General features: G+C 53.5%; 19 protein-coding genes and 1 pseudogene. 8 read left to right on the top strand and 12 right to left on the bottom strand.

The features are described 5' to 3' along the window. Nucleotides 1-2 precede the first annotated feature (2 nt). From motB to flhD, 4 genes are all read right to left on the bottom strand, one after another. Nucleotides 3-932 (bottom strand): flagellar motor protein MotB, encoded by a 930-nt coding sequence (gene motB / locus V4835_RS09465; RefSeq protein WP_029741333.1) that lies wholly within the window; start codon nt 930-932, stop codon nt 3-5. Next, nucleotides 929-1,816 carry a flagellar motor stator protein MotA gene (gene motA, locus V4835_RS09460; protein WP_008500417.1) on the bottom strand — a complete coding sequence of 296 codons (888 nt, stop codon included), beginning with the start codon at nt 1,814-1,816 and terminating at the stop codon, nt 929-931. The genes motB and motA overlap by 4 nt, the downstream gene beginning before the upstream one ends. A gap of 123 nt (nt 1,817-1,939) precedes the next feature. Next, a complete protein-coding gene (gene flhC / locus V4835_RS09455; RefSeq protein ID WP_013096051.1) occupies nt 1,940-2,518 on the bottom strand; it encodes a flagellar transcriptional regulator FlhC in 579 nt (192 codons plus the stop codon). A gap of 2 nt (nt 2,519-2,520) precedes the next feature. Then, nucleotides 2,521-2,871, bottom strand: coding sequence for a flagellar transcriptional regulator FlhD (flhD, locus tag V4835_RS09450; RefSeq protein ID WP_063143681.1), 351 nt, complete (start codon nt 2,869-2,871; stop codon nt 2,521-2,523). Between the two features lie 795 nt (nt 2,872-3,666). Here flhD and uspC point away from each other — a divergent pair. Continuing rightward, nucleotides 3,667-4,095: a universal stress protein UspC gene (gene uspC / locus V4835_RS09445; protein ID WP_063143680.1), complete on the top strand. Its 429-nt coding sequence runs from the start codon at nt 3,667-3,669 to the stop codon at nt 4,093-4,095. Between the two features lie 15 nt (nt 4,096-4,110). Here uspC and otsA read toward each other — a convergent pair whose 3' ends face one another. The 5 genes from otsA to araF form a co-directional block, all read right to left on the bottom strand. Next, a complete protein-coding gene (otsA, locus tag V4835_RS09440) occupies nt 4,111-5,535 on the bottom strand; it encodes an alpha,alpha-trehalose-phosphate synthase (protein WP_331412016.1) in 1,425 nt (474 codons plus the stop codon). Next, nucleotides 5,510-6,313, bottom strand: coding sequence for a trehalose-phosphatase (otsB, locus tag V4835_RS09435; protein ID WP_063143678.1), 804 nt, complete (start codon nt 6,311-6,313; stop codon nt 5,510-5,512). Before otsB ends, otsA begins: the two co-directional genes overlap by 26 nt. A 176-nt stretch (nt 6,314-6,489) precedes the next feature. Further along, complete coding sequence (gene araH, locus V4835_RS09430; RefSeq protein WP_331412015.1) at nt 6,490-7,479, bottom strand: L-arabinose ABC transporter permease AraH; 990 nt, start codon at nt 7,477-7,479, stop codon at nt 6,490-6,492. A gap of 11 nt (nt 7,480-7,490) precedes the next feature. Beyond that, on the bottom strand, nt 7,491-9,005 hold the full coding sequence (araG, locus tag V4835_RS09425) for an L-arabinose ABC transporter ATP-binding protein AraG (protein WP_063143677.1): 1,515 nt from the start codon (nt 9,003-9,005) through the stop codon (nt 7,491-7,493). A 72-nt stretch (nt 9,006-9,077) separates the two neighbouring features. Next, a complete protein-coding gene (gene araF, locus V4835_RS09420; protein ID WP_063143676.1) occupies nt 9,078-10,067 on the bottom strand; it encodes an arabinose ABC transporter substrate-binding protein AraF in 990 nt (329 codons plus the stop codon). Nucleotides 10,068-10,855: 788 nt separating this feature from the next. On the opposite strand from araF, the gene V4835_RS09415 reads away from it, so the two are divergent. After that, nucleotides 10,856-11,359, top strand: coding sequence for a non-heme ferritin-like protein (locus tag V4835_RS09415; protein WP_331412014.1), 504 nt, complete (start codon nt 10,856-10,858; stop codon nt 11,357-11,359). A 498-nt stretch (nt 11,360-11,857) separates the two neighbouring features. Continuing rightward, nucleotides 11,858-13,200, top strand: a pseudogene (locus V4835_RS09410) (anaerobic C4-dicarboxylate transporter). A gap of 42 nt (nt 13,201-13,242) precedes the next feature. Here the strand turns inward: V4835_RS09410 and V4835_RS09405 are convergent. Beyond that, nucleotides 13,243-13,494: a DUF2766 family protein gene (locus V4835_RS09405; protein WP_008500405.1), complete on the bottom strand. Its 252-nt coding sequence runs from the start codon at nt 13,492-13,494 to the stop codon at nt 13,243-13,245. Between the two features lie 110 nt (nt 13,495-13,604). Continuing rightward, nucleotides 13,605-13,688: a stress response protein AzuC gene (gene azuC / locus V4835_RS09400; protein ID WP_014884364.1), complete on the bottom strand. Its 84-nt coding sequence runs from the start codon at nt 13,686-13,688 to the stop codon at nt 13,605-13,607. A gap of 235 nt (nt 13,689-13,923) precedes the next feature. Here azuC and yecR point away from each other — a divergent pair, with 235 nt between their 5' ends. The 3 genes from yecR (at nt 13,924) to tyrP (ending at nt 16,424) form a co-directional block, all read left to right on the top strand. Next, the gene (gene yecR, locus V4835_RS09395) at nt 13,924-14,262 is read left to right on the top strand and encodes a YecR family lipoprotein (protein ID WP_331412013.1); all 339 of its coding nucleotides are present in this window, start codon (nt 13,924-13,926) and stop codon (nt 14,260-14,262) included. Between the two features lie 204 nt (nt 14,263-14,466). Next, nucleotides 14,467-14,964, top strand: a complete 498-nt coding sequence (gene ftnA / locus V4835_RS09390; RefSeq protein WP_023336146.1) for a non-heme ferritin — start codon at nt 14,467-14,469, stop codon at nt 14,962-14,964. 308 nt (nt 14,965-15,272) lie between these two features. Beyond that, nucleotides 15,273-16,424, top strand: a complete 1,152-nt coding sequence (gene tyrP / locus V4835_RS09385) for a tyrosine transporter TyrP (RefSeq protein ID WP_233100975.1) — start codon at nt 15,273-15,275, stop codon at nt 16,422-16,424. Nucleotides 16,425-16,457: 33 nt separating this feature from the next. Here tyrP and V4835_RS09380 read toward each other — a convergent pair whose 3' ends face one another. Beyond that, nucleotides 16,458-17,126: a YecA/YgfB family protein gene (locus V4835_RS09380; RefSeq protein WP_063143673.1), complete on the bottom strand. Its 669-nt coding sequence runs from the start codon at nt 17,124-17,126 to the stop codon at nt 16,458-16,460. A gap of 425 nt (nt 17,127-17,551) precedes the next feature. On the opposite strand from V4835_RS09380, the gene V4835_RS09375 reads away from it, so the two are divergent. Then, complete coding sequence (locus V4835_RS09375; protein WP_023312277.1) at nt 17,552-18,673, top strand: branched-chain amino acid ABC transporter substrate-binding protein; 1,122 nt, start codon at nt 17,552-17,554, stop codon at nt 18,671-18,673. 99 nt (nt 18,674-18,772) lie between these two features. After that, a complete protein-coding gene (locus tag V4835_RS09370) occupies nt 18,773-19,687 on the top strand; it encodes an ABC transporter permease subunit (RefSeq protein ID WP_023336149.1) in 915 nt (304 codons plus the stop codon). The last annotated feature ends 10 nt before the right edge of the window (nt 19,688-19,697 follow it).

The following is a 19,697-nucleotide window of genomic DNA, read 5'->3' as shown; positions in this document are numbered from 1 at the left end:
TATCACCTCGGATTGGCTGGTGGCGATGTTGGAACGGCAGCCGAAGGAACGGCCCCAGGCTGTTTTAAATCGTCCAGTGACTCATTCTGACTTTCGGCGTTTTCATGCAGGATGGCCTGCTCCGCCTGCTGGTTCAGCACTAAAAGACTGATACGACGGTTGATGGCATCATCCGGCCCGCGGTCGGAAACGCGCATGGTTGCGGCCATGCCGACTACGCGCAGTACCTTGCCATCATCAAGCCCACCTACCACCAGCTCGCGACGCGAGGCGTTGGCACGATCGGCAGAAAGCTCCCAGTTGCTGTATCCCTTCTCCCCACTGGCGTACGGGAAATCATCCGTGTGTCCTGACAGGCTGATTCGGTTAGGAATGCCGTTCAGCACCGGTGCAATACCGCGCAGAATGTCGCGCATGTACGGTTCGACTTCCGCACTCCCGGTTTTAAACATTGGGCGGTTCTGGCTGTCGATAATCTGAATACGCAGCCCTTCCTGCACCAGGTCGATCTTCAGATGCGGGCGCAGCGCGCGCAGCTTCGGATCCGCTTCAATCAGCTGATCGAGATCGCCACGCAGTTTCTTCAGACGCGCCTGCTCCATCTTTCTTTTCAGCTCGTCGATGTTCGGCTCTTTTTTCACCTCACCCTTCTGCTGGGTGTAATCATCGCCGCCGCCCGGAATCGGGCTTTCGCTGTTAGAGATACGCGGCCCACCGGCCACCGCCGTTGCCAGCGGCGTTCGGAAATATTCGGCAATCTGGATCAGTTCTTTTGGGCTGGAGATGGAGATCAGCCACATCACCAGAAAGAACGCCATCATTGCAGTCATAAAGTCGGCGTACGCAATTTTCCACGAACCGTGTGCGCCATGTCCGCCGCCCTTGTGCTTGCGTTTTTTTACGATGACGATCGGATGGGACTGGTTTTTCATGCGTCCTCAGTTGTCGTCTGTTGGTTTGGGTTTTTCACCGCACGCACGTGTTCTTCAAGCTCGATAAACGACGGGCGCTCGCTGGAGTAAAGCGTTTTACGGCCAAACTCAACCGCGATCGGTGGCGCATAACCGTTGAGGTTAGAGAGCAGCGTGATCTTCACGCACTGCATCATTTTGGTGGTTTCCGCGCTTTTCTGGCGCAGAACGCTTGCCAGCGGAGAGATGAAGCCGTACGCCAGCAAAATACCGAGGAAGGTTCCCACCATCGCATGGGCAATCAGCGCGCCGAGCTCGGCTGCCGGACGGTCTGCCGAGGCCAGGGCGTGAACTACCCCCATTACCGCAGCAACGATACCGAATGCCGGAAGCGAGTCACCGACCAGCGCCAGGCTGTTGGCCGGCACTTCAGATTCGCTTTCGTGGGTTTCGATCTCTTCGTCCATCAGCGCTTCGATTTCGAAGGTATTCATGTTGCCGCTGATGATGAGTCGCAGATAGTCGACGATGAAATCCAGCATCATGGCGTCAGCAAGGATTCGCGGATAGCTGGCAAAAATTTCGCTCTCTTTCGGGTTTTCAATGTCCCGTTCAAGCGAGAACATGCCCTGCTGACGCGACTTCGCCATCAGGCGATAGAGCAGTGCCAGCAGATCCATATACATACTTTTGGTGTATTTCGAGCGACGGAACAGCAACGGAATCGCTTTCAGCGTGCCCTTGATCGATTTACCGTTGTTGCCAACGATAAAAGCCCCTACCCCTGCACCGCCGATGATAATAAGTTCAGCCGGTTGATAGAGTGCTCCAAGGTGCCCGCCGGTCATCATGTAACCGCCGAAAACTGTACCGAGAACTACCAGGTAACCTAATAAGATAAGCACGACATCATCCTTCCGCTAGTGACTATGGCAAGGACGTCCAGCTCGCAGCGTTTACCGTTTGCGGGGTAAAAAAAAGCAGCGGTAATTGCTTACCGCTGCTGGAATCTTTCCCACACGTTCGGGTTAAACAGCTTGTTCGATCTGTTCATCCAGCAGTTGTGGAATAATATCGGCAGCATCCCGGGAAAGTTTACGTCTTTTTACTGCGCGGGATGGAGGCTGACATAAACTACAGGCGAAGCTGCCTGCAGGCTGATGAGCATGGGTAATAAAATTGCCGTCGCAGCAGTTGCAGCGCGACAGTTCAAGCATTCCGCTCTCAACAAAACGCACCAGCGTCCATGCGCGGGTCAGCGCCAGCAGAGGGCCTTCTTCCTGCTGTGGGCATTGTTCAAGGTAAAGTTTGTACGCTTTGATCACGGCGTCAACGCCGCTACACAAACCGGTTTTGAGAAGATACTGCCAGGCATTACAGAACATGGAAGCGTGAATATTCTGCTCCCACGTCATAAACCAGTCGGTAGAAAACGGCAGCATGCCTTTCGGCGGGGGACTACCACGTAACTCTTTGTACAGTTTGATGAGACGGCCACGGCTCAACTGAGTCTCGCTTTCCAGCATTTGTAAACGAGCACCCAGTGTAATCAGCTCCATGGCCAGCTGTATGTCACGCGCTTCCTGAACAATGCTTTTTTCGCTCATTGCTAGGCCCTTTTCTTACGGGCTGCGTCATCAGGCTGGCTGATTTCGGTAAGCAAGCGAGTGGAGAGAAGAATGCCGGTATGGATCTGTTGAAGATCGTCCACACGGGAATCCTGCGTCAGACGCGTTATTGTCTGCGAATCATCGAAACGGAACTGGCAAACCAGTTGATTCGTTTCAGCCAGTTTAACCATCTGCGGGAGGGTTAAACCGCCCAGCATGGTTGCCATCTCTTCGTTAATACCCAGACGAAACATCGCGGACGCCTTGTCCTGACTAATCAAACGCTGCGCGAGCAGTAAATACGACAAATTGATGTCATAGATATGTTTTAGCAACTCGGATGTATGCATTGTTCCCATCCCGAATAACCAACTATTATTTTTATGCGGAAAGACCGCACCCCGTGATGTCGCCGGGAAATCACCCGGTATAAAAAAAAGAAAAGGCTAAATGCATAGTTGAATTTAGGTTTGTATTCACTGAAACCGTAAGAGAGAAACCGCGAATGCGTCTCTTACAAGATTTATCATTTCTTACAAATAACTAAGATTTTTCCTAATTCGACGCAAACTCTACTCGTCAGTTTTGCCACATACAATCCAGCCACCCTCAAATTTAAAAAAAATGTGATCCACGTCACACAATTTAAGTGAATATGACGCATAAATCCATCAGTATGACTTGTAATTTGTTCGTTTTTTAACCAATCAGTACTGTTTTGTATTCTTTATTGACGAATACTCATGCAGGCGGGTGATCCGAACTGGCATGCAACGTGCTTTTGCCGCCGTAAGCGCCGCGCGGAAACATTTACAACAACCCCCTCTCCGGGAAACATTTTTCTTACCGTGAAAAAACATATAGTTATGCAGGTAGCACAAAAAATATGTTTCAGGGCGTGATCATTCGAAATGAGTTTGTAACGCGTCAGAACGATTTAACAGTGAAAGCGTGAATTTGTGTGATTTACGTTAAGTTGTTAATTTTTTTCATTTAGGCGCATTTTTCAGTTATTCTTCTTATAAGAATAATTAATGAATAATTATGATAAGCTTCACACTAATGTCGTAATCTGCTCTTGCAGATCCAGGGGATTCGCGGTAAAGGTGATCAAACGCTGTCTTTCAGACACTAAGGAGTGCGCCATGAGTTACTCCCATCTTCTTGTTTCTGTTGCGGTTTCCCCCGAAAGTCATCAGCTCGTTGCCCGGGCAGTTTCCATTGCCAGACCCCACAATGCCCGCATCAGCCTCATCACGCTGGCCGCAGAGCCAGAGATGTATAATCAGCTGGCCGCCCCCATGCTGGAGGATATTCGTGAGGTCCTTCAGGAAGAAACGCAGCAATTTCTGCGTGAATTGGTGGAAAAGGCGCAATATCCGGTTTATGAGACAATTATTGCGACCGGGGAGCTTAACGCCCATATTCTCGACGTGTGTCGTAAACAACATATTGATTTAGTCATTTGCGGGAATCATAACCACAGCTTTATATCGCGCGCAGCCTGCGCCGCGAAATCCATTGTCGCGTCGAGCCAGGTCGATGTGCTGTTAGTGCCTCTTGGGGGGAATTAACCCCCCAGCGGAAAATCAGGCGAGTTTAGGGAAGGTCGCGATCTTTTTTTGCAGATCGCCTTCATGACTTTGCGGGGCGATATCCCGGAGATCCTGAATAAAACGAGCCTGCCAGTGGTTAATGTCGTTCTTACGGATCGTCTCCATCATGTCAGCATGGCGGGAAAGACGTTCCGTGAGCGGCATTGTCAGGGCGCGATTCAGCGCGTTTGCCACGTCATCCCTGTCATAAGGGTTAACGATAAGCGCCGACGTGAGCTCATTTGCGGCGCCGGCAAACTGGGAAAGCACCAGAACACCCGGGTCGGCTGGATCCTGAGCTGCGACATACTCTTTCGCGACGAGGTTCATCCCGTCGCGCAGCGGCGTGACCAGGCCGACATCCGCGTAGCGGAAGACCTTCATCAGGATTTTACGGTCAAAGTGCTGATTCAGATAAAAGAGCGGCGTCCAGCCCAGCTGCCCGTAGCGGCCATTAATGCGCCCTGCTTCTGTCTCCAGCTGGTGGCGAATATCCTGATAGGCCTGAACCTCACCGCGCGACGTCGGCGCGATCTGGGTATAGCGGATTTTGCCGTGATGCTGAGGATATTTGTCCAGCAGCGTTTCATACGCCAGGAAGCGTTCCGGCAGCCCTTTGGAATAATCAAGACGCTCTACCGAGAAGATATTTTTCACGTGCTTGAGTTCATTCTTAAGCTGCGCCAGCTTCGGCGGCAGCGGGCCGGAAGCCTGCTCCGCGATTTCGTCAGGTTCAATCCCTATTGGATACACTTCGGTGTGGAAGGTTTTCCCCCACGCCGTATGGGTTTTCCCGCCTTTGGTCACCAGCCGCGCTTTACCCGACACGGAGTCAAGGAACGCGAGGCGGTCATTTTCGGTCTGGAAGCCCAGCAAATCGTAATCACACAGCGCCTCCAGCAGCGCTTCATGCGGCGGCAGCGCGGTAAAAATTTCCGGCGTCGGGAACGGGATGTGCAGGAAGAAGCCAATGCGGTTATTTACCCCTCTTTTCCGCAGCTCGCGCGCGAAGGGCAACAGGTGATAATCGTGGATCCATAAAATATCGTCTTCTTCTATTAATGGCAGCAGTTTATCCGCCAGCAGCGCATTCACGCGCGAGTAGCCTTCGAAGGATTCACGCTGGAATTTGACCAGGTCAAGACGATAGTGAAACGCGGGCCACAGGACGGCATTCGAGAACTGCGAGTAATACTCGTCATAGTCTTTCTCTTTTAATGCAAATGAAGCCCACGTAATGTTTCCGCGCGTCACCTTTTTGAGCGGTTTCTCTTCTTCACTGATTTCACCACTCCAGCCAAACCACAGCCCGCCAGCGGCTTTTAAGGCACCTAACACCCCTACCGCCAGGCCACCTGCACTGGCTTTTTTATCGTCAGGCGGTGCGATTCGGTTAGAGACGACGACTAAGCGACCCATAATGGTTTCCCCCTTTGCTTTGCGCTATTTGTTGTTGTTGCTGGTTAGCGATGTCAGATATCCACTGCCAGACGCTGGCGACATCCGCCAGGCGCCATTCGGCAACGGTGTCACCAGGCCCCACCTTGACGGCGATCCCTCCGGCCTGATTCACCACGCGAAACCCGGCCTCGTCGGTCAGGTCATCGCCAAAAAATACCGGTGTACGTCCCTTAAATGGCGGTTCCGCCATAAACGCCGCAATAGCAGCACCTTTATTAATCCCTTCCGGTTTTATCTCAACGACGCACTTCCCCGGCTGCAGCGCGAGCTGCGGGTGTGCATCGGCCACGCTGCGGGCAATCGCAAAGATTTCCGCCTCGTGATGCGGTGCCTGCCGATAGTGCAAAGCGAAAGCCATGCCCTTCGCTTCCAGTTCAGTGCCCGGAAGCGACGCCAGCGCCGAGGAGAGTTGAGTGTGTAACGCCTGAATTAAGGTCTCAGGAAGTGATACAACGTGCAGTTGATCATGGATATCGCGGCGCTCCGCTCCGTGTACACCGGCTAGCGGAAAGTGGTAAGGACTGGCGAGCACGTCCAGCTCGGCCATTGAGCGCCCTGAAATCAATGCCAATGCGCCCTCATTCAGTCTGGAGAGCTGCTGCAAATTCTCTAGCACCGTATCCGGTACGACCACGTCGTCAGGATGCGGCTGGATCCCGGCGAGCGTGCCGTCGAGATCAAAAAAGAAAGCATAGTGTCCGGGCAGTACAGGCGGTGCGGTTAACATGTCAGCCACCCTTTTCCTCCTTACGGTTTACGAGAGGTAAACGCCTTTACCTCTTTCATAGCCATGTAAGTATAGACAGTGTGACGTGGCTCGCCATTTGACAACCGCCCCGCCAGCAAAACTGGCGAGGCGGTTCAGGGGTCAACTAAGGTTATAAGTTGAGCAATAAAAGACGGGAAAAAGAGTTACACGGTGCGCTTCGCTTTTTGCTTGTAACGGTCGAAAATCACGGCTGCGAGCAGGATCAGACCACGCACGACGTACTGAGAGAACGGCGAAATATTCAGCAGGTTCATGGCGTTCTCTACGGTGCCCAAAATCAGGATACCGGCCACCACATATGAGATTTTTCCGATGCCGCCCTTGAGGGAAACGCCCCCTAAAACGCAGGCCGAAATGACGATCAGCTCGTAACCGATAGAGGTCATCGGCTGGCCGCTGGTCATTCGCGAAGTCAGAATAATCCCCGCGGCGGCAGAAACCAGCCCTGAGAGCACAAAGATAATAATCTTAGTTCGCACCACCGGCACCCCGGCCAGGCGAGCGGCCTCTTCGTTACCGCCAATCGCCAGCGTATTGCGGCCAAAAGTGGTCCGGTTAAGCAGGAAGCCGAACAGGATCAGGCAGGCCACGGTCAGCCAGATAGGCGCGGGCAGACCCAGCCAGTTGGCATAACCCAGCGTAAAGAAGCGCTCGTCTTCAATCCCCACCGCTTTACCGTCGGAGATGATATAGGCCAGCCCGCGGACAATTTGCATCGTTGCGAGCGTCGTGATCAGGGCGTTAATCTTCAGGCGGGCGATAACAAAACCGTTCACCAGACCGCTGATGACGCCGAGCAGCAGACCGGCCAGAACGCCTATCCACAGGCTTTCCGTCATGTTGATCACCACGGCCGTCGTAACGCCCGCACAGGCAATCACCGACGCCACCGACAGGTCAAAATCGCCGGAGGCCAGACAGAACAGCATCCCGCAGGCCACCATCCCGGACATGGAAATGGCCAGCCCCAGGCCCTTCATATTAATGAAGGTGGCAAAATTAGGGACAAAGATCGCGCAGGCAAGGAACAGTGCGGCAAAAACCACCAGCATGCCGTACTGATCCCAGATACGTCCAACACTCAACGCCGACTTCGACTTCGGCACTCCGGATGTAGTAACAGAGGACATCATTAACTCCTTACTCAGGCGACAGCCTGGCTGACTTTAGGCATGGCGAGGTTCAACGCCTGTTGTTCATTCGCCTGTTCATGAAGTAATTCGCCGGCAATTTCGCCTTCACGCATCACCACAATGCGGTCGGCCACGCCAAGCACCTCCGGCAAATCGCTGGAGGCGAAGAGCACCGCCACGCCGCGTTTTGCCAGCTCATAGATCACGTTATAAATCTCGTGTTTTGCCCCTACATCGATTCCGCGCGTCGGCTCATCCAGTAAAATGACCTTCATATCTTCTGACAGCCAGCGGCCTAAAATCGCCTTCTGCTGGTTTCCGCCTGACAGATTCATGATCAGCTGTTCCGGACCCGGCGTTTTGATATTCAGCGAGCGAATATGATGGTCAGCGTTGCTCGACTCCCAGCTATCGTTTATCAGGCAGCCTGCGCGAATAAACTTGCGGCGGGCGGAAATATTGATGTTGTCGCGTACCGAATGCACCGGAATAATCCCGTCGGCTTTACGGTCTTCCGGGCAGAGCATCATGCCCGCCCCGATCGCGTGGGCCGGTTTCTGGATATCTACCCGCTCGCCGTCAATAGAGACCTGCCCATCGGTAATGCGGGTACCGCCGAACAGTCCTTTCATCAGCTCGCTGCGCCCCGCCCCTACCAGGCCAAATAGCCCAACGATTTCACCGCTGCGTACGGATAACGAAACGGGCGTGCGCACGCCCGGCGCTTTGACGTTATCCAGGCGCAGGCGTTCAGGGCCGTACTCCCGGGGTTTCCAGTGATAGACATCGCCCAGGTCGCGGCCGACCATCGCCTGAACGAGCTGGTCATGGTTAACCTGCTGCATATCGGTAAAGGTGCGCACATAGCGCCCATCTTTAAAGACGGTGATGGCATCGCTCAGAGCAAATATCTCCTCCATGCGGTGCGAGACATACAAAATCGTACGGCCTTCCTGCCGCAACTCGCGGATCACGCGGAACAGGTTTTCGATTTCGCGCGCGGAGAGCGAACTGGTAGGTTCATCGAAAGCAATAACCCTGGCGTTACGCGCCAGCGCCTTGGCAATTTCAACCATTTGCCACTGGCCGATGGAGAGGTATTTCAGCGGCGTCTGCGGATCGACGTCCAGACCCAGATGCTTAAGCTGCAGCCCCGCTTCATAATTAAGTAGCGAACGATTCACCACGCCGCTTTTATGCGGAAGCTGGCCTAAATAGATATTTTCCGCCACGGTCATCTCAGGGATGAGGTGTAACTCCTGATAGATAATCGCCACCCCGGCGTTGAGCGCCGCCGTGGTATCGGCAAAGGCTACCTCTTCGCCCCGCAGAGCCAGCGTGCCGGTTGTCGGCGCGTAGTTGCCGCTGAGGATTTTCAACAGCGTGGATTTTCCCGCACCGTTTTCCCCCATCAGGGCATGAACCTGGCCGGCATAGCAGTCGAAGCTGATATCGGTCAGCGCGTTAACACCGGGGAAAGTTTTCCCGATGCCGCGAAAAGAGAGATACGGATTAGACTGTTGCATAACGACTCCGTGATTCCTGTAGTGTGTACGTCTGGCCCCTCACGATGCGTGAGGGGCACAATCACAGCGTATTTACTTACCGCCCAGTCCTTTTTTCGCCAGCTCCTCTTTGAAGTTGTCGCGGGTAATCAGCACCACGTCGGTCACTTCGGTAAATTTCGGCGGTTCAGCCCCTTTGGTTACCCAGTTGTAGAGCATTTCACTGGATTTATAGCCGTGGACGTCCGGGCTTGGCAGCAGAGAGCCGTAGAAGCCGGTAGCCTGCGCTTTGGACAGTTCGCTGACGGCGTCAACGCCGTTAATGCCAATCCCGATCACGTCAGGCGCTTTGAAGCCCTGGCCTTCCGTCGCGCGTACCCCACCCAGCACGGTGTTGTCGTTCATGCCGACCACCAGCCAGTGTTTGACCTCCGGATGCTGGACCAGCATAGAGTTCGCGGCGTCGAAAGCGCCCGGGATATCGTTGGATTTAGTTGGGACTTTGTAGATCTGCTTTTCCGGGAAGCCGGCCGCTTTCAGCGCGTCCATTGAACCGGAAGTACGGCGACGCGCGGTGTCCAGCTCGTCAGCCGTGATGGCCATCACCGCGGTCTCTTTGACATCCCAGCCGCGCTTTTGCATCTCTTTATAGAGTTCCTGGCCCTGGCGTTCGCCGATTTTGGTCGCCGCCATCATGACCAGAGGGACGGTGTCCATCGGCTTGCCTTTCGCATTCACGAACTGATCGTCAACCGCGATGACCTTCATGTCGTAACCGCGCGCTTTCGCCGCGATTGCCGAACCCAGCTTTGGATCCGGGGTACAGATAACGAAACCTTTTGCGCCGCTGGCCGCCAGGCTGTCGATGGCGTTCAGGGTTTTTTCACCGTCAGGCACGGCGATTTTAATCACTTCAAAACCTAAATCTTTCCCGGCCTTATCGGCGAATTTCCACTCAGTCTGGAACCAGGGCTCTTCGGGCTGTTTCACCAAAAAACCGAGTTTTAAATTCTCAGCGATAGCGGATTGTGACATAACGGCAGCCAGGCCGATGGCCGCCAGCGCTTTAGTAAATTTGTGCATGGTAAACTCCAGCTTTAGCATTCTTTTCTGTAGGGAATATGTGCGTGCTTCTTATTTAATCGGACTTAAAACAAGGCATTAGCGCTTACCTCGTCATAAGCGTTATTGCTGGTGATAGTTTTAGCGGGAAATTAATCATCCATAAGAGAGCCCCATCACACCGCAGAATTACAGTAATTGCGTACATAAATTCAGCGAAAAATGACATAAAAAAGGCAGGATTTGTCAGACAAATGAAAGTGGGTTAAGCAGAATTATCCATAAGATTAGCTAAGATATCCCTGATACCCCTCAGCGAGCAAAACGGCACCTGGCGTTAAAGGGGTTCAATATGTTTTTCATCAAAAATGCACCAGGCGCCTTAAAAACCGTTATTCCGCAGAACTTGATTTAACGCAATTTTATTAGCACATCATATATTCGAAACGATTAATCCGTATTTCTCTTTTTCACGGAGCATTATTCCAACTTAATATTTCCGAAAGAGTAACAATGTATCGCGGCAACAAAAACCATTAAGTATCAGATGATTAAACAATATTTAATTCATGGCGAGCTAATTGCATTTCTGTACTATATTAAAGTTTGTAATGTATGGTAAACACAGCCTAATTAAGAGTTTTCTTAGACCAAAGACAAGGGTATGCTTATTTATATCGAACACAGGAAGTGAATTTCGGTCGACTTCGGTCACGGCAGAATCTGTATTTCTGCTCTTTTCTTCGTATTTGCCTGACGCTCAGGTTAAGCAACGGACATCACGTCCCACAGTCAATAAGGATATGAGTATGGCTACCCAAACGATGATGCAAAAACTTAACGCGCAGATGAACCTTGAGTTCTACGCCTCGAATCTGCACCTTCACTTAAGCGCGTGGTGTGCCGAGAATAGCCTCACGGGATCTGCCACATTCTTTCGCTCTCAGGCGCAAAGTAACGTCACCCATATGATGCGTGTCTTTAACTTCCTGAAAGCCTCAGGGGCAAATCCTGTCGTTAAAGCCCTTGATGGGATCAACGAAAACTACTCTTGCCTGGAAGAGCTGTTCCAGAAAACGCTTGAAGAGTATGAACAGCGCTGCAGCACCCTCAGCAAGCTGGCCGATGAAGCCAAAGCGCAGCAGGACATTACGACGCTTACATTCTTACGTGATATGGACAAAGAGCAGCAGCAGGATGGCATGCTGCTGAAGACGCTGGCGGATGAGATCCATAATGCCCAGCAGGCGGGTTTATGTCCTGAGCAAACCGACCGTCACCTGCTCGACATTGTGGCGGTACAGCACCACTGAGTTTTTTAATCTGCTCCAGCCGGGCTGAGGGTTTCCCAGGTATTTATTAACCTGAAGCGATGAATTTTGTATCAGGCAAGTGAATAACTTACAGCGATGTCCTGGTCCGGCTGTAAATCGCCGAAGCGTTTCCGTAAGGCCGGGGCGAGGCGCAGGGATGCGCCGGGAGCCCGGGTCGCCAGGGCGGCGGCGATTGAGCCGCCCTGGCACGTGCACCGGTCATGCCGTTACAGAGTAGCAATGAACATGAAGTGAACGGAATGACCACCACAGCCGTATGTTCCCCCTCACCCCAGCCCTCTCCCTCCAGGGAGAGCGAGTCGTCCGTGCAGGCATTGTTTTGTAGGGATCCCTCCTCCCACCTGAGGCAGGATTCCTTTTCCTATCTCCAACCTGCTGCTTTTGCTGAAATTTAACAAATCAGATCTGGCTCCCAATGATTAACCACACAACGTGTGATGATTTATTTAGTTACATAATCATTGACGAGGGAGCATCATGATCACCATTGAGTTTGTTGTCATTCTCCTCTGCCTGCTGACGGGTACGCGTTTCGGCGGTATGGGGCTTGGGTTAATCAGCGGTATTGGTCTTTTTATTTTATGTTTTGTCTTTGGTCTGCAACCGGGTAAGCCGCCGGTAGACGTTATGCTGACCATCCTCGCGGTGATTGGTTGTGCCGCTACGCTGCAGACTGCCGGCGGCCTCAACGTCATGATGCAGTTTGCTGAACGTCTGCTGCGCAAACACCCGCAGCACATCACCCTGCTTGCGCCTTTCACCACCTGGATGCTGACCTTTCTGTGCGGCACCGGGCACGTGGTCTACACCATGTTCCCCATCATTGCGGATATCGCCCTGAAAAAGGGATCCGCCCCGAGCGCCCAATGGCCGTGGCATCGGTCGCGTCGCAGATGGCGATTACGGCATCCCCCGTTTCCGTTGCCGTTGTGTCGCTGGTGTCCATCCTGGCGGCCCAGCATGGGATCGGCCACGCGTGGGGGATCCTGGAAATTCTCGCCGTGTCGGTTCCCGCTTCGCTTTTCGGCGTGGCCATTGCGGCCCTGTGGAGTTTACGCCGTGGGAAAGATTTGGCTGACGACATGGAGTTTCAGGAAAAGCTGAAAGATCCTAAGCAGCGCGAGTTTATCTACGGCGGAACGGAGACGTTAATGAATCAGCGTTTCCCTAAACAGGCCTACTGGTCCACGTGGATTTTCTTTGCCGGTATTGCCGTGGTCGTTTTGCTGGGGGCGTTCCCTGACCTGCGCCCCGCCTTTGAGCTGAAAGGCAAAATGACGGCGCTGTCGATGAACCTTGTCATCCAGATGATGATGTTAATTGCGGGCGCCGTGATGCTGATGGCCTGTAAGGTCAATGCGTCGGCGATTTCTAACGGCGCGGTGTTCAAGGCCGGTATGGTGGCGATTTTCTCGGTGTTCGGCGTGGCGTGGATGAGCGATACCTTTTTCCAGGCGCATCTTGACGAGCTAAAGCTGGCGCTGGAAGGCGTGGTGAAAAGCCACCCGTGGACGTATGCCATTGTGCTGTTTCTGGTGTCAAAACTGGTGAACAGCCAGGCGGCTGCGCTGACGGCCGTTGCGCCTATGGGCCTGATGCTCGGCATCGACCCGAAAATGCTGATCGCCTTTTTCCCGGCGTCATACGGCTATTTTGTCCTGCCGACCTATCCAAGTGATTTGGCGTGCATCGGCTTTGACCGTTCAGGCACCACCCGCATCGGTAAATTTATCATCAACCACAGCTTTATTCTGCCAGGGCTGATTGGGGTAAGCTGCGCGTGTGCGGCAAGCTACCTGCTGGTCCAGACGTTCTTCTGACCGCATCAAAGGGCGACACATGCCGTCGCCCGTTTCCCTGCTTTAGTGGGACTCACCCTGCGGCGTGAATCGCAGCTCAATCAGCGCGATGGCTTTTTGGATCGCACGAAGCGTAACCGGATCAGCGGCAGCAGGATGGCTGGCGAAATCGATGTTTTTCAGCTGCGTAGACATCTTCTCGCGCACTTCTACCGGCGCAATCACGTCCAGAACATCAAGGATTTGTTTGATAACCAGCTGACAGGCAACAACGTCAGAGACCAGTTCCTGATCGGCGCTCAGGTTTTGTGACATGGGGGCTTTCTCCTTATTTAAAGGTCGCCATAGTATCAAAACACGCACCCTGGCATCTTCCCTTCATCGTCAGCAGGTACAAAAAAACCCGCCGAAGCAGGTTTTTTTTGTCAGAACATGGCGCCCGGCGGCACGTCTTTGAACGTGCGGCAGTAATTGGCCCACATGCTTTTCAGGATTTTGCGCAGTTTCACGATGATGCTCCATTAACTTGTTATACAACTTTATTATCAACGTGCCTATAATATGACCACCATCACAAAAATCAACACTTTTGTGATGCATATCACATTTTTTATCAGGGTATGGACTGAAAGCGCTCACCGCTGACCCGTTGCGAAGAGTGAGGGCAGATTGTCCGGCTATTCCAGGCATTGCAGCGGGCATCTGCGGGTACGATAACGTATTTCCATCCACTCAGAGCGAACCATGAAAAGAGTCATTGTAGCCGGCACAATCCTGCTGCTCGCGGGATGTAGTATTAACCGCCAGGCTGAAGTCAGCAGCCTCGACGCGCCGAACGGCATCGTTCGTCTCGACTACGGCCAGGCAGCGCTGCAAAATGCGTATTCCGATGCGTATGTGAATAACGGCACGGCGTCAAAAGCGTGTCAGAGCATGGGGTATGCCACTGCCTCAGCCTATGGTCAGCCCATTAAAACCTGCACCCTGACGAGCGGATCTTTGTGCCTGAACGAGAGCGTGACTATCCAGTATAAATGTATGGGTTACGCCGTTAATCCTAAATCAAATAATCCGTGGTATTAATCGACGCTGCCAGCGCGTGCTGGCAGTTTATTTCATTACGAACAAAAATAGTTCTCATTAATAATTTATGAAAATCGCCAATGCGTTTTATTCCCATTCGTATTTTAAATAAATAAAATAAAAATTTTACGTTTTGCAAATAATTAAATAACAAATTATAGTGTCGCTCATTGTGAACCAGAAATAATAATCCGGAGCGTCACCATGCTGAAAACTGAAATGATCGACAAGCTCAACGCACAAATGAACCTTGAGCTTTTTTCATCCCTGCTCTACCAGCAGATGAGCGCCTGGTGCAGCTACCACAGCTTCGAGGGCGCTGCCGCGTTTCTGCGTCGTCACGCTCAGGAAGAGATGACCCACATGCAGCGCCTGTTTGATTATCTGACGGATACGGGCAGCCTGCCGCGCATTGAAACCGTGACATCCCCTTTTGCCGAGTATAATTCTCTCGATGAACTGTTCCGCGCTACCTACGAGCACGAGCAGCTGATTACGCAGAAAATTAACGAACTGGTTCATGCGGCGATGACCAGCCAGGATTATCCAACCTTCAATTTCCTGCAGTGGTACGTCGCTGAACAACACGAAGAAGAGAAGCTGTTTAAATCCGTGCTGGACAAATTATCTCTGGTGGGGAAATCCGGCGAGGGTCTTTACTTTATTGATAAAGAACTTTCCACTCTTGATACGCAGAATTAATTTCAGCGCGGTGCCGGTTTCCGGCACCGCGTTAATTTACCTTCCCTCCCCCGCATAAAAACACCCATTTTATTCCCTGTACGCCTTGTTTACGTCACGCCTGACCGTCTCCCCACGCCGGACTGGCGGCTGCGCAACACGTAAACCTTTCATTACACCCCTTGTAACGGTGGTTTGACGAATTCCCCCTTTTGCCTTACTCTGCGCCGCAGATTTATTCGCGATTAAGCATCGTTGTAGAGGAAAGCGTGAAAAACAGAACCCTGGGAAGTATTTTTATCGTCGCCGGAACGACGATTGGCGCAGGAATGCTGGCAATGCCCCTGGCAGCCGCGGGCGTGGGATTTGGCATGACCCTGCTGCTGCTGGGTACGCTCTGGGCGCTGATGTGTTACACCGCCCTGCTGCTGCTTGAGGTTTACCAGCACGTGCCCGCCGACACCGGTCTGGGTTCGCTTGCGGCGCGCTACCTGGGACGCTATGGCCAGTGGATAACCGGCTTTAGCATGATGTTTCTGATGTACGCCCTGACCGCCGCCTATATCAGCGGTGCCGGGGAGCTCATCGCCTCCAGCGTCAACGACTGGTTTGGCTCTGACATTACCCCTGCGACGGGGGCTATCTTCTTTGCGCTTATTGGCGGCGGCGTGGTCTGCGTGGGGACATCGCTGGTCGATCTGTTTAACCGCTTTCTCTTCAGCGCCAAAATTCTCTTCCTGATTATCATGCTGGTGCTGCTGGCGCCGCACGTGCACAAGGTCAACCTGCTGACGCTGCCGCTGGAAAAAGGGCTGGCGCTCTCCGCGATCCCGGTCATTTTCACCTCGTTTGGCTTCCACGGCAGCGTGCCGAGCATCGTCAGCTATATGAACGGCGATATCCGCAAGCTGCGCCGCGTCTTTGTCATCGGCAGCGCGATCCCGCTGATCGCCTATATTTTCTGGCAGCTGGTGACGCTGGGCAGCATTGACTCTTCAACCTTTATTGGGCTGATGGCGCAACACGCTGGCCTGAACGGTTTTCTGCTGGCACTGCGCGAGGTCGTCACCTCCCCGCACGTGGAGCTGGCGGTGCACCTGTTTGCCGACCTGGCGCTGGCGACCTCGTTCCTGGGCGTGGCGCTCGGCCTGTTTGATTACCTGGCCGACCTGTTCCAGCGTCGCAATACTGCGGCCGGACGGTTACAGACGGGCGCAATCACCTTCCTGCCGCCGCTGGCATTCGCGCTGTTTTACCCTCGCGGGTTTGTGATGGCGCTGGGCTACGCGGGGGTGGCGCTCTCTATCCTGGCCCTGCTGCTCCCTTCCCTGCTGGCGTGGAAAAGCCGCCAGCAGCATCCTCAGCAAGGATATCGCGTGGCGGGCGGAAAACCGCTGCTGTGCGTTGTGTTTGGCTGTGGGGTGGTGATTATTCTGGTGCAGGTGTTGATTGCAGCCGGGATGCTGCCGGAAGTGGGCTAAATAAAAAAGGGGCTGTCATCAGCCCCTTTTTTGTCAGTGCAAACAGCAGCTCTTAAACTTCTTCCCGCTGCCGCAAGGGCATGGATCGTTACGCCCGACCTTCGTGCCGTTCACCGTCGGCTTCTTCACTTCCGGCTGCTGCGGGTTGTTGACCCAGTATTCATATAAACGCAGTGCCGCAGGCTGGATGCTCTCGATGCTGGCGATATACTCCTCTTCGGACAGTTCATCCAGCTTTTCGCTGTTCTCTTCCGTCCCGTGCAGCGCAATCACGTCAAGATCGGCCTTGAGCTCTTCCGGCAAGGCTGACCAGTCCGTCAGCGCCACGCCGCGCATATAGCCGTAGCACCACTCTTCCACCACGGTATAGCTCTCACCGTCAACGTCGTTATAACCGAACATCGGTTCAAACTGATCCGGGTACTCGCTCAGGCGCTCGGCGATATCGTTCATATGCTTAAAGCAGAGATCGATAAAACGGTTCATCTCACGATCGTTTTTCCAGCGCGGAATGTGCTTCTCGCCACCCCACACCGCCACCAGCCAGGCATCTGGCTCAACGACAACAGGACCGGAAAGCACTGCGGTAAGCATGCCGTCCAGTTCGGACACGTCAATCACGGACGCGTCATCATGACCGTAAGACATTAACGTCTCTTCAAGCCACGCCATTTCGCTTTCATTCAATGGGCCTTCAGTCATCGCTGATACTCCTGCAAAAAAGGAAACGATCCTAACACATATCTCACCCCTCTCCGGGCTGAAGTTTAGGTCTTTATTGCTGCAAAAACGTGCAAATCGTGACCTTTGCACAACTTATGGGCTTTATTGTTAACGATATGTGATCTCCGCTGTAATTTCTTCTCCTCCCGCAGGGCGGCAGAACGCGGCGCTCTATACTCAAACAGGTCACAAGCCCGTCAATGGGTTAACCATTCTGGCAACGTTTTTGCTTACTGTTCTTCGCGCGATGCTGCGCAGGGAAACCTCGCCGTAATATGCAGGATGCCGTCTGTATCTTGTTCGTTTAGTGCATTTTGTTCTTGTTCATGTTTTGGATTGGCTGCGCCGTCGGGCGTTTGGGTTTACGCCGTGGTGCAAAAACCTCTTTGCTAAGGAACATAATAATGTCGCTGAAATTTATCAGAACTCCTCTTTCTCTTGTGTTGGCCGGCTGCCTGGTGACGGCGTTTTCCGCTCGGGCAGATATTGTGATTGGCGTGGCCGGACCGTTCACGGGTCCGAATGCCACCTATGGCGATCAGTACTGGCATGGCGCAACGCAGGCCGCTGAAGACATTAATGCCGCAGGCGGCATTAACGGCGAGAAGATCAAACTGGTTCAGGGGGATGATGCCTGCGAGCCTAAGCAGGCCGTGGCCGTCGCCAACCGTTTAGTTGACCAGGATAAAGTCAACGCCGTGGTCGGCCATTTCTGCTCCTCTTCCACCATGCCCGCCTCCGAGGTGTATAGCGACGCAGGCATTATTGCGATTACCCCCGGCTCAACTAACCCGCTGATCACCGAACGCGGCATGAGCGATATGTTCCGCATGTGCGGACGAGACGATCAGCAGGGTCAGGTTGCCAGCGACTTCATCATCGACAAGCTGAAAGCCAAGCGCGTGGTGATTATTCACGATAAAGACACCTATGGTCAGGGTCTGGCTGACGCCACCAAAGCGGCGCTGGCGAAACGCGGGGTTCAGGATGTGATGTACGAGGGGTTATCCCGCGGTGAAAAAGACTTTAACGCGCTGGTGACCAAGATCGGCGCGCAAAAACCGGACGTCGTGTTCTTCGGCGGCTGTCACCCGGAAGCCGGTCCGCTGGTTCGCCAGATGCGTGAACAGGGCGTGCAGGCGAAATTCTTCTCCGGCGACTGTATTGTCAACGAAGAGATGGTGACCGCCGCGGGTGGCCCGCAATACACCAACGGTATTTACATGACCTTCGGTAAAGATCCGCGCCTGATTCCTGACGGTAAAGCGGTTATCGAGAAATTCCGCGCCGGTAAATTCGAGCCGGAAGGTTACACCCTTTACTCCTATGCCTCCGTACAGGCCATTGCCGCGGCCTTCAAGGCCACCGGCGGCAAGGACTCCGCCAAAGCCAGCGAGTGGCTGAAAGCCAATTCCGTCGACACGGTGATGGGCAAAAAAGCCTGGGACAGCAAAGGCGATCTGAAAGTGTCTGACTACGTGGTTTATCAGTGGGACGACAAAGGAAAATATAAGGAAGTGCAGTAACGGGACGGAGTCACGCTCAACGTCGGCGGGCTTGCCCGTCGGCGCGTAATAAACATCAGGCTGTGCGGCTCGCGCAGCCTATAAAACGAGCGCGCTAAGATGAGTACATTCTTCCTGCAACAGTTAATTAATGGCTTAACGCTGGGCTCCGTCTACGGCCTGATCGCCATCGGCTACACCATGGTGTACGGCATTATCGGCATGATCAACTTCGCCCACGGCGAAGTGTATATGATTTCCGCCTATCTCTGCGCCATTGGCCTGGCACTGCTCTCTTTCTTCGGTCTGCAGTCGTTCCCGCTGCTGATCCTCGGGACGCTGGTATTCACCATTGTGGTAACAGGGGTGTACGGCTGGACCATCGAGCGTATCGCCTATAAGCCACTGCGCAACTCCACGCGCCTGGCGCCGCTGATCTCCGCCATCGGGATGTCGCTTATCCTGCAAAACTACGCGCAGCTGAGCCAGGGTCCGCGCCAGCAAGGGGTGCCGACCATGCTGGACGGCGTTATTCGCCTGCATCTGGGCGACGGGTTCGTGCAGATAACCTACACCAAGGTGTTTATTCTAATCGCCTCATTTGCCGGCATGCTGGTGCTTACCTGGATAATCAACCATACCCGGCTGGGCCGGATGTGCCGCGCGGTACAGCAGGATCGTAAGATGGCCTCCATTCTGGGCATTAACACCGACCGGATTATTTCGCTGGTCTTTGTCATCGGTGCGGCGATGGCCGGTCTGGCAGGCGTGCTGATCACCATGAATTACGGCACCTTCGATTTCTACGTCGGGTTCGTGATCGGCATTAAAGCCTTTACGGCGGCGGTACTCGGCGGCATCGGCTCCCTCCCCGGCGCCATGCTCGGTGGCCTTATCCTCGGCGTGGCGGAAGCCCAGTTCTCGGGCATGGTGAATTCGGACTATAAAGACGTCTTCTCGTTCGGCCTGCTGGTCATGATCCTTATTTTCCGTCCCCAGGGCCTGCTTGGGCGCCCGATTGTGGCCAAGGTGTGAGGGAGAGCAT

This window comes from Enterobacter cloacae complex sp. CARB60, from assembly GCF_036487345.1.
GTDB lineage: Bacteria > Pseudomonadota > Gammaproteobacteria > Enterobacterales > Enterobacteriaceae > Enterobacter > Enterobacter asburiae_D.
The sequence above is the reverse complement of the archived record's forward strand: the minus strand, read 5'-3'. Positions and strand labels throughout refer to the sequence as shown.

What these genes read in the sequence shown, in the direction of transcription:
- V4835_RS09380 (WP_063143673.1), bottom strand. Translation starts at nt 17,126, where the DNA reads ATGACTGAAGGCCCATTGAATGAAAGCGAAATGGCGTGGCTTGAAGAG.
- araG (WP_063143677.1), bottom strand. Translation starts at nt 9,005, where the DNA reads ATGCAACAGTCTAATCCGTATCTCTCTTTTCGCGGCATCGGGAAAACT.
- araF (WP_063143676.1), bottom strand. Translation starts at nt 10,067, where the DNA reads ATGCACAAATTTACTAAAGCGCTGGCGGCCATCGGCCTGGCTGCCGTT.
- flhC (WP_013096051.1), bottom strand. Translation starts at nt 2,518, where the DNA reads ATGAGCGAAAAAAGCATTGTTCAGGAAGCGCGTGACATACAGCTGGCC.
- V4835_RS09415 (WP_331412014.1), top strand. Translation starts at nt 10,856, where the DNA reads ATGGCTACCCAAACGATGATGCAAAAACTTAACGCGCAGATGAACCTT.
- motB (WP_029741333.1), bottom strand. Translation starts at nt 932, where the DNA reads ATGAAAAACCAGTCCCATCCGATCGTCATCGTAAAAAAACGCAAGCAC.
- flhD (WP_063143681.1), bottom strand. Translation starts at nt 2,871, where the DNA reads ATGCATACATCCGAGTTGCTAAAACATATCTATGACATCAATTTGTCG.
- tyrP (WP_233100975.1), top strand. Translation starts at nt 15,273, where the DNA reads ATGCTGGCAATGCCCCTGGCAGCCGCGGGCGTGGGATTTGGCATGACC.
- uspC (WP_063143680.1), top strand. Translation starts at nt 3,667, where the DNA reads ATGAGTTACTCCCATCTTCTTGTTTCTGTTGCGGTTTCCCCCGAAAGT.
- araH (WP_331412015.1), bottom strand. Translation starts at nt 7,479, where the DNA reads ATGATGTCCTCTGTTACTACATCCGGAGTGCCGAAGTCGAAGTCGGCG.
- V4835_RS09375 (WP_023312277.1), top strand. Translation starts at nt 17,552, where the DNA reads ATGTCGCTGAAATTTATCAGAACTCCTCTTTCTCTTGTGTTGGCCGGC.
- otsA (WP_331412016.1), bottom strand. Translation starts at nt 5,535, where the DNA reads ATGGGTCGCTTAGTCGTCGTCTCTAACCGAATCGCACCGCCTGACGAT.
- V4835_RS09370 (WP_023336149.1), top strand. Translation starts at nt 18,773, where the DNA reads ATGAGTACATTCTTCCTGCAACAGTTAATTAATGGCTTAACGCTGGGC.
- ftnA (WP_023336146.1), top strand. Translation starts at nt 14,467, where the DNA reads ATGCTGAAAACTGAAATGATCGACAAGCTCAACGCACAAATGAACCTT.
- yecR (WP_331412013.1), top strand. Translation starts at nt 13,924, where the DNA reads ATGAAAAGAGTCATTGTAGCCGGCACAATCCTGCTGCTCGCGGGATGT.
- V4835_RS09405 (WP_008500405.1), bottom strand. Translation starts at nt 13,494, where the DNA reads ATGTCACAAAACCTGAGCGCCGATCAGGAACTGGTCTCTGACGTTGTT.